Raw genomic sequence first — 15,743 nt, 5'->3', positions numbered from 1 at the left:
CTCCTCAACGTTCGCAGCTGACGGCTGGGGTGCGGAGCGGCAAGGTCATCTTGCAGCAAGGGTAGTAGCCACCCTTGTCCTTGTCGGACTTCCTGTAGAAGCACAGCCCGACATCCACTCTGTCGCCCGGATAATGGCCGGTGATGTCGATCGTGTAAGGCTTGCCTGGCGCATGCGACATGGGTGATGTCACCCCGACGCCTGGCGTCCTGGACTGGACCTTGATCGAATCGCCGCCGAAGCCGGCATGGTCATGGAGATAGAGATCGGCCTCGAGGCCGCGCGGTGTGCAGTAGAATTGCACGTCCTCGACATCGAGACATGGAGGCAGATTGCCGGGCGGTGGGAAGTCCGGCGGGTAGAAGGGAGGCTCATAGCCGCCCGGTATTTCCTCGTAATAGCCGGCACGGCCCTCACAGGGATGCCAGACGGCGACGTCGCCGACATGGCCTTCCACCTCGGGATCCTCGAAATAGCCGTCGAAATCGACGAACCAGGAGCCGAAGGGCGGCACGTTAGCCGGTTTGACCAGGTCCTTGGGCGTGATCTGCACGCCATGGACGGCAAGCGGCCCGCCAGCCGCGAGCTTTTCGGCAAGCTCGGGGTTGTCGCGCAATTTGTCGCCGGTGTTGACCAAGGTCTGGGTGCAGACCGAGGTGTCGAGATTGCCGTCGGCATCGTAGCCATATTGCAGGTCGAGACCGCCAGCCGACTGCCTGTTGCCTTGCGGGAAGCCGACAGCATATTCCTGCGGCGCTTCGACCCAGACCGATTCCGTCGAAGGATCGTCGGGATTCTCTCTGAAGTAGCGGATGACCTCGCCCTTGCCGGAATCGGCGAAGCGGCTGTAGTCGTAGCGGTTTTCGACCGGGCCGCGCTGGGCGAGATACATGAAGCCGCTGTTGTCGAAGGCAATGTCGGTGACGGCGTAGTCCTTGTCGGCCTCGACCGTCAGTTCCCAGCGCGGATCGCCGGCGAAGGTGCCGTCGCGGGCAATGCCCACCGACCAGATTTCCGACTTTTCGCCAACCGAATAATAGAGCCGGCCGCCATGATAGGAGACGGCCCAGACGCGGCGCTCATCCTGGGTGTAGCCCCAGCTGTCGGCGTCTTCGGTGTCGAAGGCCGCGCCCTGTATGTCCATTACGGCGCCATCGTCAGGGACCGGGGCCAGTCCGTGCGCCGGACGGCCGGCGACGCCGTGGTCGAAAGTGTCGATCAGTCGGCCGGTGGCGTCGATGCGATGGATCAGGCCGGTGTCGAGATCGGAGGCGAAGAACTGGCGGTGGACGGGATCGAAGGTGAGATTGCCAATGCCGGGCCCGCTGTTGGTTTCGATATCGGCGAATTTGGCGACCTGGCCGGTGATGCCGTCGATCTTCCAGATGGTGCCCGGTCCGCCACCGTTTTCGGTGCCGAACTGGCCATCCATGAAGGTGGCGCCGGCCGTGCCGCGGCGCTGCCGCTCCGGCCTGCCGTCCTTGTCGGCGTCCGGCGTGACGATCTCGACGCCATGCAGCGAGGTGGCGGCGGCATAAAGGTTGGGAATGCCGGACGGCACACCGTCGCGCACGCCGTCATCATAGGTGAGGCCGAACACCTCACCGATCTGGCCTGCCGTCATCTCGAAAGGTGGCGGCGTGAAGACGAGCTGGCCGGAGGCCGGACCGCCCAGGTGCGAAACGTCGAACACGCGCAAGGTGGCGCGCGAGGTGTCGATGAAGGTCTCGTCGACCGGATCGACGCCGGGCGGCAGTCCCTCGTCGAAATTGGGAATGATGGTGCCGGGAAAGCCGGTGACCGCCATCGAGCCAGGATAAATGATCTGGGTTTCCTGCGCCCGGGCCGCGCCACCCAGCCACAGGCTGGCGGCAAGCGCGAGAGCCAGCAAGCCAGTGGCCTGCAATGCACGGCGCAAGCGGCCGTCTAACTCTAGAGAAGGCACGAACGAGCCGCGGATGCGAGACATGACACTACCCCCGTAGTCCAGGGGAGAGACGTCCGGACTTGCCGCACAAATCAGGGCAAGTCGCGGCGGTCCGGCTCGTTCTTCCCTGATCGAATTGTCTGCTTTCCTCATAGTGACGATACGCCTGCTCCTGCGCAGGGTCAACGGAATCAGCGGAAAGCCCAGCGCATCGACCCCGTCCCGAAGGCGGTGTTCGCGCCGAGCTCCTGTTGGTCCCGGAGACCGCGGAGTCTCTGGGTTGCTGGTCATGGGGCTTCCTTTCCGGGCCGCACCATGCGGCACCTGGACATCAGTCGCGGGCCGGCGTGGAAAGGTTCATGCGGCACCTCGTATCGGCCGAGGTCTTCTGTCCGCGTCAGCCTTCTGTTAGCGTCACCTGAAATACGGAGAGGGAACCATGGCGGGCACGCGCGTTTTTCTGCTGCTTACGGCGCTTGTCCTGGCGGCATCGCCGGTTTGGGCGTCCAAGACACTTGTCTATTGCACCGAAGCCAGCCCCGACACGTTCGACCCCGCACTTGCGTCGGGCACCCGCGATGCATCCGCCACCACGCTTTACAACCGCATCGTCGAGTTCGAGCCGGGCTCGACCAAGGTGCGTCCCGGTCTTGCCGAAGACTGGACCATCTCCGATGACGGTCTCAGATACACATTCCACCTGCGGCACGGCGTGAAGTTCCACTCGATCGACGGCTTTTCGCCGAGCCGCGATTTCAACGCGGATGATGTCCTGTTCACCTTCGACCGACAGGCAAACGCGGAGAACCCGTTCCACAATTACGCCGGCCGGCAATACACCTATTTCGACGGCATGGGCATGCCGCGGCTCGTCGACAACTGGCGCAAGATCGACGACTACACCGTTGTCCTGACCCTCAAGGCGCCGCACTCACCGATGCTTGCCAATCTGGCGATGGATTTCGCCTCGGTCGTGTCAAAGGAGTATGCCGACAGGCTGATCGCCGAAAAACGGCCGCTCGATCTGGCGACAAGACCGGTCGGGACCGGTCCGTTCCAGCTTGCCGACTACCAGCAGGATGCGGTCATCCGCTACAAGGCAAACCCGGATTACTGGCGCGGCCGGGCGAAGATCGACGATCTCGTCTTCGCCATCACCACCGATGCCGGCGTCCGGCTGGAGAAACTGCGTGCGGGCGAGTGCGATGTCATGCCCTATCCCAATCCGGCCGACCTGGAGGCGATCAAGGCGATGCCCGACATCAAGGTGATGCAACAGGAAGGGCTGAACGTCGGCTATCTCGCCTTCAACACACAGCAGAAGCCGTTCGACGACCCAAGGGTACGAAGGGCGATCGACATGGCCATCGACAAGAAGGCGCTTGTCGACGTGGTGTTTCGGGGAACCGGCAAGCTGGCGCGCAATCCGCTGCCGCCGACCTCCTGGGCCTACGACAAGGAAGCAAGCGACGGCGTTTTCGATCCCGAAGCCGCAAGGCAAGCGCTGGCCGCCGCCGGTGTGCGTGACCTGAGCATGAAAATCTGGGCAATGCCGGTCCAGCGGCCCTACAACCCGAACGCCCAGCGCATGGCGGAAATGATCCAGGCCGATCTGAAGCGGATTGGCGTCGCCGTTGACATCGTCACCTACGAATGGGCCGAATATCTCGCCCGCTCGAAGCCGGTCGACCGCGACGGCGCCATGCTGTTCGGCTTCACCGGCGACAACGGCGATCCCGACAATTTCCTTTCGGTGCCGCTCGGCTGTGCCGGCGTCGGCGCCACCAATCGCGCCAACTGGTGTTTTCCGGCCTTCGACGACCTGATCAAGCAGGCGGCGGGGATTGTCGACACCAATGCCCGCGCCAAGCTCTATGCGCAGGCGCAGCGGATCTTCAGGGAACAGACGCCATGGGTGCTGATCGCCCACTCGGTGGTGTCGATACCGATGCGCGAGCGGGTTCAGGGTTACGTCATGGATCCCTTCGACCACCACGATTTCTCGACCGTCGACATCAGGGACTAGCGTTTTCAGCCATGGGCGCGGACCTCGATGTCTATGTGGAGAGCCTGGGCATTTTCGGTTCCGGAGAGGGATATGCGATCCAGTCGCTCTTGCCCGGTCTCGAACAGGCGGGATTGAAGGTGCGGGTTCTCGACCGGCCGCCGCGGACGGCGCGGGCGCCGGCGGCCCTGCTTCACGTCGACCTGACGACGCTGCCGGACCCCTATCGCGACGTTGCCGGTCTCTACGAGCGCGCCATCAATGGCCGCGCGCTGTCGATCCACCGGTATCTCTATTCGTCACTCAGGGTGGAGGAAGGGGATGCACACCCCGGTCCGGTGATCGTCAAGACCGTCCTCAACAGCCAGGGCCGGCCGGAGCTGCACTGGCAAAAGCAGCGCAATGCCTGGACACGGGGCGCGCACCTTGTCCGAAAAATCATCGAACCCGGCTACAAGCAGCGTATGTGTCCCCCTATCGGGTTTATGAGACGATCGGACAGGTTCCAGCGCAGGTTTGGCGGGACGAGCGGCTGATGGTCGAGAAATTCGCCTTCGACAGTCTCGATCTGCCGATCGTCAAGCACCGCTACATGTTCCTGCTGGATGCCGAGGTCAACATGCGGCAGACCTACAATGACATACTGTGCGCCGGATCAAAGATCGTCAGGAACGAAATTGGCGACCCCGTGCCGCCGGAAGTGATTGAGGTGAGAAACCAGCTCCATCTCGATTTCGGCGCGATCGACTATTTCATCGTCGACGGCAAGGGCATCGTCGTCGACGCCAACAAGACCCCCGGCTCCAACCCGGAATGGCTGAAGAAGAACCGCTTCCGTCAGGAATTCGACGACCGGATGGTCGAAGCGCTGACAGGATTCGTGCGCGGCTGACGGATATGGATCTCCGGCGCGCGGAATCGGGCCGTTCGCCCGCCCGCCCGCAAGGATGGTGGAAGCCTTGCGCAGAATGCTTGCGCGCGATCCCGCCTGTTCTTATATACGCGCCAAGCCCTACGGCGCCGGACAACCGGTGGCCGGACGGGATTTCTTGTGAACAGGGGCTTTCGTCGGAACGCCTTTACCGGGTCCTGAGAGTCTGCTTAGCGGAGAGACTAGAAAAATGGCAAAAGTAATCGGTATCGATCTCGGCACCACCAACTCGTGCATCGCCATCATGGATGGCAAGGAGCCGAAGGTGATCGAGAATGCGGAAGGCGCGCGCACGACGCCTTCCATCGTCGCCATCTCGGGCGACGGCGAACGTCTCGTCGGCCAGCCGGCCAAGCGCCAGGCGGTCACCAATCCTGAAAACACCATCTTCGCGGTCAAGCGCCTGATCGGCCGCCGCTATGACGATCCGGTGACGGAAAAGGACAAGAAGCTTGTCCCCTACAAGATCGTCAAGGGCGACAATGGCGATGCCTGGGTCGAGGCCGGCGGCAAGAAGCAGTCGCCCAGCCAGATCTCGGCCATGATCCTGCAGAAGATGAAGGAAACGGCGGAAGCCTATCTCGGCGAGAAGGTCGAGAAGGCGGTCATCACCGTTCCGGCCTATTTCAACGACGCCCAGCGCCAGGCCACCAAGGACGCCGGCAAGATCGCCGGCCTGGAAGTGCTGCGCATCATCAATGAGCCGACGGCCGCGGCACTCGCCTACGGCCTCGACAAGAAGGAAGGCAAGACCATCGCCGTCTATGACCTTGGCGGCGGCACGTTCGACATTTCGGTGCTCGAGATCGGCGACGGCGTGTTCGAGGTGAAGTCGACCAATGGCGACACCTTCCTCGGCGGCGAGGATTTCGACATGCGTCTGGTCGAGTATCTGGCGGCCGAGTTCAAGAAGGAACAGGGCATCGACCTGAAGGCCGACAAGCTCGCCCTGCAGCGCCTCAAGGAAGCGGCCGAGAAGGCCAAGATCGAGCTGTCTTCGACGACGCAGACCGAGATCAACCTGCCCTTCATCACCGCCGACGCGACCGGCCCGAAGCACCTGACGCTGAAGCTGACCCGCGCCAAGTTCGAAAGCCTGGTCGAGGACCTCGTCCAGCGCACCATCGAGCCGTGCAAGGCGGCGCTGAAGGATGCCGGCCTGAAGGCTGGCGAGATCGACGAAGTGGTCCTGGTCGGCGGCATGACCCGCATGCCCAAGATCCAGGAGATCGTGAAGCAGTTCTTCGGCAAGGAGCCGCACAAGGGCGTCAACCCGGATGAGGTCGTCGCACTCGGCGCCGCCATCCAGGCCGGCGTGCTGCAGGGCGACGTCAAGGACGTGCTTTTGCTCGACGTGACGCCGCTGTCGCTCGGCATCGAGACGCTGGGCGGCGTGTTCACCCGGCTGATCGAACGTAACACGACGATCCCCACCAAGAAGAGCCAGGTGTTCTCGACCGCCGAGGATTCGCAGTCGGCCGTGACCATCCGCGTCTTCCAGGGCGAGCGTGAAATGGCCGCCGACAACAAGGCGCTCGGCCAGTTCGACCTGGTCGGCATTCCGCCGGCGCCGCGCGGCGTGCCGCAGATCGAAGTCACGTTCGACATCGACGCCAACGGCATCGTCAACGTTTCGGCCAAGGACAAGGGCACCGGCAAGGAGCACCAGATCCGCATCCAGGCCTCGGGTGGTCTTTCGGATGCCGACATCGAGAAGATGGTCAAGGACGCCGAGGCCAATGCCGACACCGACAAGAAGCGTCGCGCCGTTGTCGAGGCCCGCAATCAGGCCGAAGCGCTGGTGCACTCCTCGGAGAAGTCGCTGAAGGAATATGGCGACAAGGTCTCCGAAGCCGAGCGCACGGCGATTTCTGACGCCATCGCGGCGCTCAAGACCGCAGCGGAAGGCGATGACCCGGCCGACATCGAGGCCAAGAGCCAGACGCTTGCCGAGGCTTCCATGAAGCTTGGCCAGGCCATGTACGAGGCCTCGCAGAAGGAAACGGCGGAAGCCGACGCCAAGGCGGATGCCGCCAAGGACTCCGACGTGGTCGATGCCGATTTCGAGGAAATCGACGAGGACGACGACAAGAAGAAGTCGGCCTGAACGGCCTGACGGCAAGATAATGCGAAAAGCCCGGCGCAGGCCGGGCTTTTTTGCAACCCTCGCGGAAAAAATAACAGAAAAACCCGGACAGGCGCCCACCAGCACTGGCATCCGGGCGGCACCGATCCTAAATCGAGACAACGCCGGCAAACGACGCAACAATGCATCAAGACGTTGATCCGGACTGCGGGAAAAAATGAAAGCTGATTTCTACGAAACGCTGGGTGTGCAAAAGGGCGCCGACGAGAAGGAGCTCAAGAGCGCTTTCCGCAAGCTCGCCATGCAGTTCCATCCCGACCGCAACCCCGGCGATCATTCCTGCGAGCACAAGTTCAAGGAAATCAACGAAGCCTATGAGACGCTGAAGGACCCGCAGAAGCGTGCGGCCTATGATCGTTTCGGCCACGCCGCCTTCGAGCAGGGCGGCATGAATGGCGGTGCGCAAGGCTTTGGCGCCGGCGGCTTTGCCGACATCTTCGAGGATATTTTCGGCGACATGATGGGCGGCCGCCAGCGCCGCTCTTCCGGTGGCCGCGAGCGCGGCGCCGACCTGCGCTACAACATGGAAATCTCGCTGGAGGAAGCCTTCGCGGGCAAGACCGCGCAGATCCGCGTGCCGGCTTCGATATCCTGCACGGAATGCTCGGGCAGCGGCGCCAAGCCCGGCACCCAGCCGGTCACCTGCTCGATGTGCAACGGCCACGGCAAGGTGCGCGCCACGCAAGGCTTCTTCTCGATCGAGCGCACCTGCCCGCAATGCCAGGGCCGCGGCCAGACGATCAAGGACCCGTGCCCGAAATGCGCCGGCCAGGGCCGCATCACCGAGGAGCGCTCGCTGTCGGTCAACATTCCGGCCGGCATCGAGGACGGCACCCGCATCCGGCTTGCCAATGAAGGGGAGGCCGGCCTGCGCGGCGGGCCGTCGGGCGACCTCTATATTTTCCTGGCGGTCAAGCCGCACGAATTCTTCCAGCGCGACGGCGCCGATCTCTATTGCAAGGTGCCGATCTCGATGACGACGGCGGCCCTTGGCGGCTCCTTCGAGGTGACGACGCTCGACGGCACACAGACCAAGGTGAAGGTGACCGAAGGCACGCAGAACGGACGTCAGTTCCGTCTCAAGGGCAAGGGCATGCCGGTGCTGCGCCAGCCCAATGTCGGCGACCTCTACATCCAGACCGCGGTCGAGACGCCGCAGAACCTGTCCCGCCGCCAGCGCGAGCTGCTGGAGGAGTTCGAACAACTGTCCTCGCAGGACAATTCGCCCCAATCGAGCGGCTTTTTCGCTCGCATGAAGGACTTTTTCGAGTCTTTCGGCGAACGTTGAGACGCGACCAAAGCTATCTTATCCACGACATAGGCATGGCCGCGCCTTGCCTTGCGTCACCCAGGTGTTAAGTAGCTTCCAAGGGGCGCGCTGAGGAGAGCTTGCATGGCACGTGGTCACGGACTGCGGAAGGCGTTTGCCGAGAAGTTCGACGACGAACTCAAATTCTTCAAGGGCTGGATCGACAAGCCGAAGACGGTCGGCTCCATCGTTCCGACCAGCTCGATCACCGCGCGCAAGATGGCCTCGATCGTCAACCCGAAGTCCGGCCTGCCGGTGCTCGAGGTCGGTCCCGGCACCGGGGTCATCACCCGCGCCATCCTCGCCCAGGGCGTGCGGCCCGAAAATCTCTACGCTGTCGAATATTCCACCGATTTCGTGCGCCATCTGCGCCAGCTCTATCCCGGCGTCAACGTCATCGAGGGCGATGCCTTCAACCTCAACGCCACGCTTGGCGAGAGGCGCGGGATGATCTTCGATAGCGTCGTTTCCGGGGTGCCGCTGCTCAACTTCCCGGTCGCCCAGCGCATCGCCTATATCGAAAGCCTGCTCGACCGCATCCCGGCCGGACGGCCGATCGTGCAGCTGACCTATGGTCCGATGTCGCCGATCCCCGCTGGACGCGGCGACTACACGGTCAAGCATTTCGACTTCATCTTCCGCAACATCCCGCCGACGCAGCTGTGGATCTACCGGCGCGAGGCGCATTAGGCTGTGTTGATATTCAGGTGAGGCCGGCCTGCAAACGGCTGATCCCTGCGCTTCCCCGTTCTACTGCGTCGCAGTAGAACTGTGCTCACGTACGAAAAGTACGCTCCGCTCCGGTTCTCGGGATCAACCATTTTCGGCTCGGCCTGACCTGAATCTCAGCACAGCCTGGAGCGTGCCTTCCAAAAAACGCCTTTCGATTTTGTGGCGATGCGTTGATTTGATCGAACCTTGGCTGTACGTGTCCCAGAACAAGGTTGGCCAATGGCAGTGATCCCGAAAATCCTCGTCTTCGCCGGCTCGGTGCGCAGCGGCGCCTATAGCGGCAGGACCGCCGACGTGGCGCAGAAGGAACTTGCGGTGCAAGGCGCCGAGGTCACCCGCATTTCGCTCGCCGACTATCCCTTGCCGATCCTCGACGAAGACCTGGAAAAGGAACGGGGCGTCCCCGAAAACGCCCAGAAGCTCGCGCGGCTGATCGGCGCTCATGACGGGCTGCTAATCGCGACGCCCGAATATAACGGCTCCATCCCGCCGCTGCTCAAGAACACGATCGACTGGGTGAGCCGGGTGCGACGGGATGGCGGCCGATCGGTCAGGCCGCTTGCCGGCAAGGTCGCGGGCCTCTGCTCGTCCTCCAACGGACACTTCGCCGGCATACGCTGCATCAACCATCTGCGCGCCGTGCTGGTGCGCTGCCAGATGGAGGTGGTGACGCCCGAATGCTCGGTGCCAGAGGGTGGCGACGCCTTCGACGGGGACGGCCATTTCCGTGACGAAAGACTGCACAAATCGATGGAGCATCTATGCCGCACGCTGATCGAGACCTCGCGCATGCTGTCGACCAGGGTCGAGGTGTGACCGCCGCAACCATGCAGGCTCATTCCATGCAGGTCCAATCCATGCAAGAGCGACTGATCGTCGGCCTCGACGTGCCGACCGTGAAGGAGGCCGAGCAGGCGGTGCGCGAGCTCGATGGCGTCGTCTCCTTCTACAAGATCGGCTATCAGCTGGCCTTTGCCGGCGGGCTCGACTTTGCCAGGGAGCTGGCCAGCGGCGGGACGAAAATCTTCCTCGACATGAAGCTGCTCGACATCGACCACACGGTGGCCAAGGGCGTCGAGAACATCGTCAAGATGGGCATGACCATGCTGACCATCCATGCCTATCCCAAGGCGATGCAGGCGGCGGTGGAGGCAGCGCGCGGCAGCGAGCTTTGCCTGCTCGCCGTCAGCGTGCTGACCTCGATGGATGAGCAGGACATGATCGATGTCGGCTATGAATATGACCCGCACACGCTGGTGCTGAGGCGCTCGGAACAAGCGCTGCATGCCGGCATGGGCGGCATCGTCTGCTCGGCGGCGGAAGCCGAAGCGGTGCGCCGCATTGTCGGCCCCGACATGGCGGTGGTGACGCCCGGCATCCGGCCGGCCGGCAGCGACCATGGCGACCAGAAGCGCGTGGTGACGCCGGGACAGGCGGTCCGCAACGGCGCCAGCCATCTGGTCGTCGGACGGCCGATCGTCGCGGCAAGCGACAGGCGCGCGGCGGCTGAAGCCATTCTGGAAGAAATGCGCTCGGCCTGACGAGCCCGCACGATAGGAGAAAAGAGAATGCCCAAGGGATACTGGATCGCACGTGTCGATGTGCGCGACGCCGAAGGCTACAAGGACTATGTCGCGGCCGCCAAGCCGGCCTTCGAGCGCTTCGGCGCGACATTTCTCGCCCGCGGCGGTGAACACGAGAAAGCCGAGGGTCAGGGCCGCGCGCGCAATGTCATCATCGAATTTCCATCGCTCGCCGCCGCGCATGACTGCTATCACTCGCCGGAGTATCAACGCGCGGTCGCCATCCGCCAGAAGGTCGCCGACGGCGAGATCGTGCTGGTCGAAGGCGTTTAGAGCGGTTCAGAGTTTAATAGAATCTGTGACCCGCTCTAACTTCTTGTTTTTACGCAATTCCCAAGGGGAAGCGCTACGCGCTTCTCCCGGGAAAACCGCTAAACACTTTTCCTGGAATTGCTCTAGGTCCGGGGGCAGCGGAGCGGAATTCCGCACCGTCGCAACGTGTCGAAGTCACGGCATGTTCGCGCCGCGTCGCTCCTTGCTTAGCCGTGGGATGCCGATTGCGAGGGGTGTCGCACCGCCATCCCTGACGTCATGAGCGCAACCGGCTTGAGGCGGTTTCCGCCATAGCGTCGGCCAAGCTCAGCGCCCATTGCTGGCGGCAGTAGGCGCGGAAATCGAAGCACGGCAGGCCAGGGCAGACCTCGAACTCGATGAGATGAACCGTGTCATCGGCCTCGACGCGCAGGTCGATGGAAAACACGTCGCGCAGGCCGAGCCCGCTGATCAGCCGTTCGGCGATCACCCTGATCCTCGCATCGGCCACCGGCTGGCTGTCCGCGACCGGAGCGAGTTCGGGTTCGGCATAGTGCCCGGCAGCCTTCGCCGCCTCGCCGGTGTCGCCATAAAGCGCCAGGCTGTCCGCCATGGTCTGGAAGTCCGCGCCTGACTCGACAAAGGCGACGCCAAGCGCCTCGACACCGGTTTCCGGCGTCAGCCCGAGGAAGCTGGCGCGCACATTGCGGCCGGCGACATAAGGCTGGACGAGGACATCGTCGCGATAGGCCGCGAAAACACGCCGGCTGAGCTCCAGCGCGTGGCCGAGATCGGTTACGCGCGAATCCGGCCAGATGCCGATCTTGGCGCCGAGCCTGTTGGGCTTGACGAACCAGCCGGCGGCGGAGGCCGGCGGCTCGACCAGCCAGTTTCCATTCCGCGCAAGTCCCGCCTGTGGCGCCGGCAGGCCGAGCGCGCCAAGCACGGCGCCGGAGCGGAACTTGTCCTGGCAGAGCGCGAACAGCGAATCGTCCGCGCCGATCGTCCTCAGGCCGTTGAGCCTTGCCAGCGCGGGTGCGGCGCCGCCACGGAAATAGGCGATGCCGTCGGTCAGCGTCCAGACCAGCGTCGTGGTCGGATCGGTTTCGGTGAGCGCGCTTTCGGCATCGTCCAGCTCCACCGCGGCGAAGGCGAGGCCACGCCTGTCACAGGCGGCGGCGAGCGCGTCGAATTCGGGCGCGAGGTCGGTCGACTGCGCCAGGTAGGACGAAATCTCGGCGGCACGCTGCGGCGCATGGCCGTCGGCGACCAGACGGTCGAAGCAAGCCTTCTCCGGCTCATGGACGAGGATCAGTTCTGGCTTGCGGCTGGACATGCGATGATTGAATCCCGGCTATGTGAACGCTCAGCATCGCACGGCGCACGCCGTGGGCTTTCGCGAAACCGACCGTCCCGGACGGTTGCGTGACAACGCCGGCGAGGCCGTTTATCGGCCACCTGGGTTCAGGCGATCAGCACGCGTGGCTCGAAGCGGCCGTTGACCTTGATGTCGAGGACGAACGTCATGCCGGCCTGCGGGTCGAGCTGGCGCTGCTTCTCGTCCTTGCCTTTCCAGGCCGACGTCACCGCCAGCCGATCCGCCTTCGCGCCGACGAAAGCCGGGCAGGAAGGCTGCGTCACCGGCATGGCAATTTCGCGCAGCAATGTTCCGTCCGGCGAATAGGCCTTGACCGCCTTGCCGCCCCAGACGGCGTTCCACAGCACGCCATCGTGGTCGACGACCGACCCATCGACATAGCCCTTGGACGAGCGGTGGTCGACGAACACATTTGGTTCTCCAGACGGCAGGCCGGTTGCCGGATCACAGGCGACGCGCATCAGCAGGCCGGTCGAGGTGTCGGTGTAATAGGCGAGCGCGCCATCCCCGGAGAAACAGATCGAGTTCGACACGGTGATGCCCGAGAACAGCTTGCGCAGTTCGCCCTTGAAAAACCAGTAGATCGAGCCGGCTCCCTTTGCCTCGCTCTTGCCCATCGTCCCCATCCACAAGGCGCCGCAGGGATGGACACGGGAATCGTTGGAGCGGGTAAGGGGACTGTCCGCCTCGACAGGCGTATGCAGCGTCATCCGGCCGGTCGCGACGTCGCGAACGAAGAGGCCGGTCTCGGTGGCGATCAGCTGACGCTTGTCATCGATGATGGCGATGGCGCTCGCCATCTGGCCAAGCTCGTGGATCTTCAGCGCACCGCCGGCCACGGATTTTTCCAGGAGCCGGCCGTTGACGATATCGAACCAGAACAACGCATCGGTGGCGGGATCGTAGCTTGGCCCTTCGCCGAGCTCGCAGACATGGTCGGAGAAAACCGAAACCTCGCTCATCATGCGTCTCCGAATGCTGCGTCCCAGGCAGCGACGGCGGCATGCGCGCGCGCCGCCACGTCGTCGACGCTCATGCCTGGCTTGAACAGGCTGGAGCCAAGCCCGAACACCGTCACGCCAACTGCCTTGTAGCCGGCAAAGTCCTTGTCCGAAACGCCGCCGACCGCGCCGACCAGCGTCTGCGCCGGCAGTACGGCCCGGATCGCGGAAATGCCCGATGCGCCGAGCACGCTGGCGGGAAAGAATTTCAGCGCCGATGCACCCAGCCGGATCGCCTGGAAAGCTTCCGTAGGGGTGAACACGCCAGGCATGGTGACCATGCCATATGTCTTGGCGCGGCCCATCACCTCGGCATCGATGTTGGGGCTGACCAGCAATCGACCACCGGCCTGGTGCAGGCCGTCGACATCTGAGGCCGTCAGCACCGTGCCGGCGCCGACGAGGGCCGTTTTCGGCAGCACTTCGACAATCCTGGCGATCGACGAGAACGGCTCGGGCGAGTTGAGCGGCACCTCGATCGCCTCGATGCCGGCGTCGAACAGCGCCTGGCCCATGGCGATCGCCTCAGTGGGCTTCAGGCCGCGCAGGATGGCGACCAGGCCGCGCTTGAGCTTGGGAAAGGGTGCGGTCTGGCTCATATGGCTGCTCCGGTTCTGGCGATCATGCCGTTCTCGCGCGCGGCTTCGATCAGCCCGGCGCGTACTGCTTCGTCGGCGTCGACGGTGCGCAGGCCAAGCCCGGCAAGGCCGAGCGCCGCTTGGTAGAGCACGGCCAGCGCGCCCGAGGCAACCAGCACGACCGATGTCGCGCCGGCGCCGTGCCGGCGGCGGGCGGAGGCGATCTCGCCGCCGATCAGCAGGCCGGACAGGCAGGCGGCCGCATCATTGGCCTTCAAATCCTGGAGTAGGCCGGCGGCGCGGATGGCAAACAGCCGCGAGGTGACGTCGCCACCCTCGCCCAGCGCGATTTCGCACCAGCGGCGGAAGAACGGATTGTCGCCAGCAACCGGGGTGGGATGCTCGCCCAGCGAATGGCGCAGGATCGAGTGCGCGGCAAGCACGGAAAACAGCTCGCCCGTCGGCCAGGTGCCAAAGCCGGCGACGGCGCCGTCCTCGACCAGCACCCATTTCGAATGGGTGCCGGGCATGCAGACGAGATGGCGGCCCCTGGCCGGCAGGCCGGCGCCGGCCAACTGCGTTTCCTCGCCGCGCATGACGTCGGGCGCGTCGGTCAGGCGCTGGGCAAGGCCGGGAACGATACGGATGTCACGTTTCTGATCAGGCACACGGGCGGCGCCCCCGAGAATGGCGCCGAGCGGCGACGGCACGCTGACATAGGGCGCCTCGAGCCAGCCCTGGCGGGAACCGGCCATGCCGCAGATGATGACGGGCAATTCCTCCGGCGCACCCATCGCCGCCAGATGGCCCTCCAGAACGTTGGCGAAGCCCTTTTCGCGCGCGGTGATCAGGCCGTCGTCGCCGCGACGCTCGGCAAGCACCTTGCCGGCGCCGTCGATCAGCCAAGCGCGGAGCCGGGTCGTGCCCCAATCGAGTGCGGCAACCGCCGGAACGTTGCTGGCTGGACTCACAGGAAGCCTCCATCGACGATCAGCATCTGCGCGGTCAGCATGCGCGAAGCGTCCGAGGCCAGGAACAGCACCGTGCCGACCATGTCGTCCGGCCGCATGACGTCCCTGATGCACTGCTTGGCGACATGGGCGGCGAGCGCCTGTTCGGTCACCCAGCGCTCCTGCTGCCGTTCGGTGATCACCCAGCCGGGCGCGACGGCATTGACGCGGATGCGGTCGGGCCCGAGCTTGCCTGCCAACCCCTTGGTGAGGCCGAGTATGCCCGCCTTGGCGGCGGTATAGGCCGGCATGTCGGGATGGTTGATCAGGTAGGAGGTCGAGGTGAAATTGATGATCGAGCCGCCGCCGGCCCGCTTCATGCCGGATGCCACCGCCTGCGCGGTGAAGAAATGCGGCCGGAGATTGATGGAGAGATTGTTGTCCCAGAATTCGACCGTGACGTCCTCGACTTCATGGCGCTCGTCCCAGGCGGCGTTGTTGACCAGCACGGTGACGTCGCCATGCGCGTCGGCGGCCCGGGCGGCTGCAGCACGCAAGGCCTCGACGTCGCGCAGATCGGTCTTGAGGTAGAGCGGACGCCGGCCGAGCTCCTTCTCGATGCGGTCGGCGAGCGTGATGCTCGGCGCATCGGCGATGTCGATGAAGGCGACCTTGGCGCCCTGGCGCATGAACCCTTCGGTCAACGCCGCGCCGATGCCGGAGCCGCCGCCGGTGATCAGCACCGAAGCGCCTTCGAGGTCGGCAAACCGCGCCGATGGCATCATGTTTTTCGTCTCCCGGGTCAACCGGCGCGCATCCTAGCCAGACACGTCCGGCGGGCAAGGGCGAAAAGACGCATTTTCGGGCTTATGTCTGACAAAAAGGCGATGGTGCGCCGCTCGACCCGCGAAGCGGCGTCGCCACATGGCGGGCGGCATCGTTTTTAGCGGC

At 64.2% G+C, this 15,743-nt stretch carries 15 protein-coding genes; 9 read left to right on the top strand and 6 right to left on the bottom strand.

All coding sequences use genetic code 11. The features are described from left to right. Nucleotides 1-4: 4 nt before the first annotated feature. A complete protein-coding gene (locus tag EJ077_RS29640) occupies nucleotides 5-1,969 on the bottom strand; it encodes a hypothetical protein (protein ID WP_245458577.1) in 1,965 nt (654 codons plus the stop codon). A gap of 397 nt (nucleotides 1,970-2,366) precedes the next feature. Between EJ077_RS29640 and EJ077_RS29635 the strand changes: the two genes are divergently transcribed. The 9 genes from EJ077_RS29635 to EJ077_RS29595 all read left to right on the top strand — a co-directional run bounded on the left by EJ077_RS29635 (nucleotide 2,367) and on the right by EJ077_RS29595 (nucleotide 10,906). Next, complete coding sequence (locus tag EJ077_RS29635) at nucleotides 2,367-3,953, top strand: ABC transporter substrate-binding protein (protein ID WP_208698390.1); 1,587 nt, start codon at nucleotides 2,367-2,369, stop codon at nucleotides 3,951-3,953. 11 nt (nucleotides 3,954-3,964) lie between these two features. After that, a complete protein-coding gene (locus EJ077_RS29630) occupies nucleotides 3,965-4,468 on the top strand; it encodes a hypothetical protein (RefSeq protein WP_208698389.1) in 504 nt (167 codons plus the stop codon). Further along, complete coding sequence (locus EJ077_RS29625) at nucleotides 4,468-4,824, top strand: hypothetical protein (protein WP_208698388.1); 357 nt, start codon at nucleotides 4,468-4,470, stop codon at nucleotides 4,822-4,824. The genes EJ077_RS29630 and EJ077_RS29625 overlap by 1 nt, the downstream gene beginning before the upstream one ends. A gap of 229 nt (nucleotides 4,825-5,053) precedes the next feature. Next, a complete protein-coding gene (dnaK, locus tag EJ077_RS29620) occupies nucleotides 5,054-6,970 on the top strand; it encodes a molecular chaperone DnaK (protein WP_208698386.1) in 1,917 nt (638 codons plus the stop codon). 196 nt (nucleotides 6,971-7,166) lie between these two features. Then, a complete protein-coding gene (gene dnaJ / locus EJ077_RS29615; RefSeq protein WP_208698384.1) occupies nucleotides 7,167-8,297 on the top strand; it encodes a molecular chaperone DnaJ in 1,131 nt (376 codons plus the stop codon). Between the two features lie 105 nt (nucleotides 8,298-8,402). Then, nucleotides 8,403-9,008, top strand: a complete 606-nt coding sequence (gene pmtA / locus EJ077_RS29610) for a phospholipid N-methyltransferase PmtA (RefSeq protein WP_127277748.1) — start codon at nucleotides 8,403-8,405, stop codon at nucleotides 9,006-9,008. Between the two features lie 261 nt (nucleotides 9,009-9,269). Further along, nucleotides 9,270-9,866, top strand: a complete 597-nt coding sequence (locus EJ077_RS29605) for an NADPH-dependent FMN reductase (protein ID WP_208698382.1) — start codon at nucleotides 9,270-9,272, stop codon at nucleotides 9,864-9,866. Between the two features lie 11 nt (nucleotides 9,867-9,877). Then, nucleotides 9,878-10,591: an orotidine-5'-phosphate decarboxylase gene (gene pyrF, locus EJ077_RS29600; RefSeq protein ID WP_208703164.1), complete on the top strand. Its 714-nt coding sequence runs from the start codon at nucleotides 9,878-9,880 to the stop codon at nucleotides 10,589-10,591. A 27-nt stretch (nucleotides 10,592-10,618) separates the two neighbouring features. Continuing rightward, nucleotides 10,619-10,906 (top strand): DUF1330 domain-containing protein, encoded by a 288-nt coding sequence (locus tag EJ077_RS29595; RefSeq protein ID WP_208698380.1) that lies wholly within the window; start codon nucleotides 10,619-10,621, stop codon nucleotides 10,904-10,906. A gap of 256 nt (nucleotides 10,907-11,162) precedes the next feature. Here the strand turns inward: EJ077_RS29595 and EJ077_RS29590 are convergent, their stop codons facing one another. The 5 genes from EJ077_RS29590 to EJ077_RS29570 all read right to left on the bottom strand — a co-directional run bounded on the left by EJ077_RS29590 (nucleotide 11,163) and on the right by EJ077_RS29570 (nucleotide 15,577). Next, nucleotides 11,163-12,221, bottom strand: a complete 1,059-nt coding sequence (locus tag EJ077_RS29590; RefSeq protein WP_208698378.1) for a D-alanine:D-lactate ligase-like protein — start codon at nucleotides 12,219-12,221, stop codon at nucleotides 11,163-11,165. 128 nt (nucleotides 12,222-12,349) lie between these two features. Next, nucleotides 12,350-13,225, bottom strand: a complete 876-nt coding sequence (locus EJ077_RS29585; RefSeq protein ID WP_208698376.1) for an SMP-30/gluconolactonase/LRE family protein — start codon at nucleotides 13,223-13,225, stop codon at nucleotides 12,350-12,352. Continuing rightward, nucleotides 13,225-13,863, bottom strand: coding sequence for a 2-dehydro-3-deoxy-6-phosphogalactonate aldolase (locus tag EJ077_RS29580; protein ID WP_208698374.1), 639 nt, complete (start codon nucleotides 13,861-13,863; stop codon nucleotides 13,225-13,227). Before EJ077_RS29580 ends, EJ077_RS29585 begins: the two co-directional genes overlap by 1 nt. Then, the gene (locus EJ077_RS29575) at nucleotides 13,860-14,813 is read right to left on the bottom strand and encodes a 2-dehydro-3-deoxygalactonokinase (RefSeq protein ID WP_208698372.1); all 954 of its coding nucleotides are present in this window, start codon (nucleotides 14,811-14,813) and stop codon (nucleotides 13,860-13,862) included. The genes EJ077_RS29580 and EJ077_RS29575 overlap by 4 nt, the downstream gene beginning before the upstream one ends. Then, the gene (locus tag EJ077_RS29570) at nucleotides 14,810-15,577 is read right to left on the bottom strand and encodes an SDR family NAD(P)-dependent oxidoreductase (RefSeq protein ID WP_136091102.1); all 768 of its coding nucleotides are present in this window, start codon (nucleotides 15,575-15,577) and stop codon (nucleotides 14,810-14,812) included. Before EJ077_RS29570 ends, EJ077_RS29575 begins: the two co-directional genes overlap by 4 nt. Nucleotides 15,578-15,743: the final 166 nt, after the last annotated feature.

This window comes from Mesorhizobium sp. M8A.F.Ca.ET.057.01.1.1 (assembly GCF_003952565.1).
Taxonomy (GTDB): domain Bacteria; phylum Pseudomonadota; class Alphaproteobacteria; order Rhizobiales; family Rhizobiaceae; genus Mesorhizobium.
Note: the sequence above shows the minus strand (reverse complement) of the source record. Positions and strands in the feature narration are given on the sequence as shown.

Excerpts from the sequence above, each read along its gene's own strand:
- EJ077_RS29640 (WP_245458577.1), bottom strand. The coding sequence starts at position 1,969 with ATGTCTCGCATCCGCGGCTCGTTCGTGCCTTCTCTAGAGTTAGACGGC.
- EJ077_RS29635 (WP_208698390.1), top strand. The coding sequence starts at position 2,367 with ATGGCGGGCACGCGCGTTTTTCTGCTGCTTACGGCGCTTGTCCTGGCG.
- EJ077_RS29630 (WP_208698389.1), top strand. The coding sequence starts at position 3,965 with ATGGGCGCGGACCTCGATGTCTATGTGGAGAGCCTGGGCATTTTCGGT.
- EJ077_RS29625 (WP_208698388.1), top strand. The coding sequence starts at position 4,468 with ATGGTCGAGAAATTCGCCTTCGACAGTCTCGATCTGCCGATCGTCAAG.
- dnaK (WP_208698386.1), top strand. The coding sequence starts at position 5,054 with ATGGCAAAAGTAATCGGTATCGATCTCGGCACCACCAACTCGTGCATC.
- dnaJ (WP_208698384.1), top strand. The coding sequence starts at position 7,167 with ATGAAAGCTGATTTCTACGAAACGCTGGGTGTGCAAAAGGGCGCCGAC.
- pmtA (WP_127277748.1), top strand. The coding sequence starts at position 8,403 with ATGGCACGTGGTCACGGACTGCGGAAGGCGTTTGCCGAGAAGTTCGAC.
- EJ077_RS29605 (WP_208698382.1), top strand. The coding sequence starts at position 9,270 with ATGGCAGTGATCCCGAAAATCCTCGTCTTCGCCGGCTCGGTGCGCAGC.
- pyrF (WP_208703164.1), top strand. The coding sequence starts at position 9,878 with ATGCAGGCTCATTCCATGCAGGTCCAATCCATGCAAGAGCGACTGATC.
- EJ077_RS29595 (WP_208698380.1), top strand. The coding sequence starts at position 10,619 with ATGCCCAAGGGATACTGGATCGCACGTGTCGATGTGCGCGACGCCGAA.
- EJ077_RS29590 (WP_208698378.1), bottom strand. The coding sequence starts at position 12,221 with ATGTCCAGCCGCAAGCCAGAACTGATCCTCGTCCATGAGCCGGAGAAG.
- EJ077_RS29585 (WP_208698376.1), bottom strand. The coding sequence starts at position 13,225 with ATGAGCGAGGTTTCGGTTTTCTCCGACCATGTCTGCGAGCTCGGCGAA.
- EJ077_RS29580 (WP_208698374.1), bottom strand. The coding sequence starts at position 13,863 with ATGAGCCAGACCGCACCCTTTCCCAAGCTCAAGCGCGGCCTGGTCGCC.
- EJ077_RS29570 (WP_136091102.1), bottom strand. The coding sequence starts at position 15,577 with ATGATGCCATCGGCGCGGTTTGCCGACCTCGAAGGCGCTTCGGTGCTG.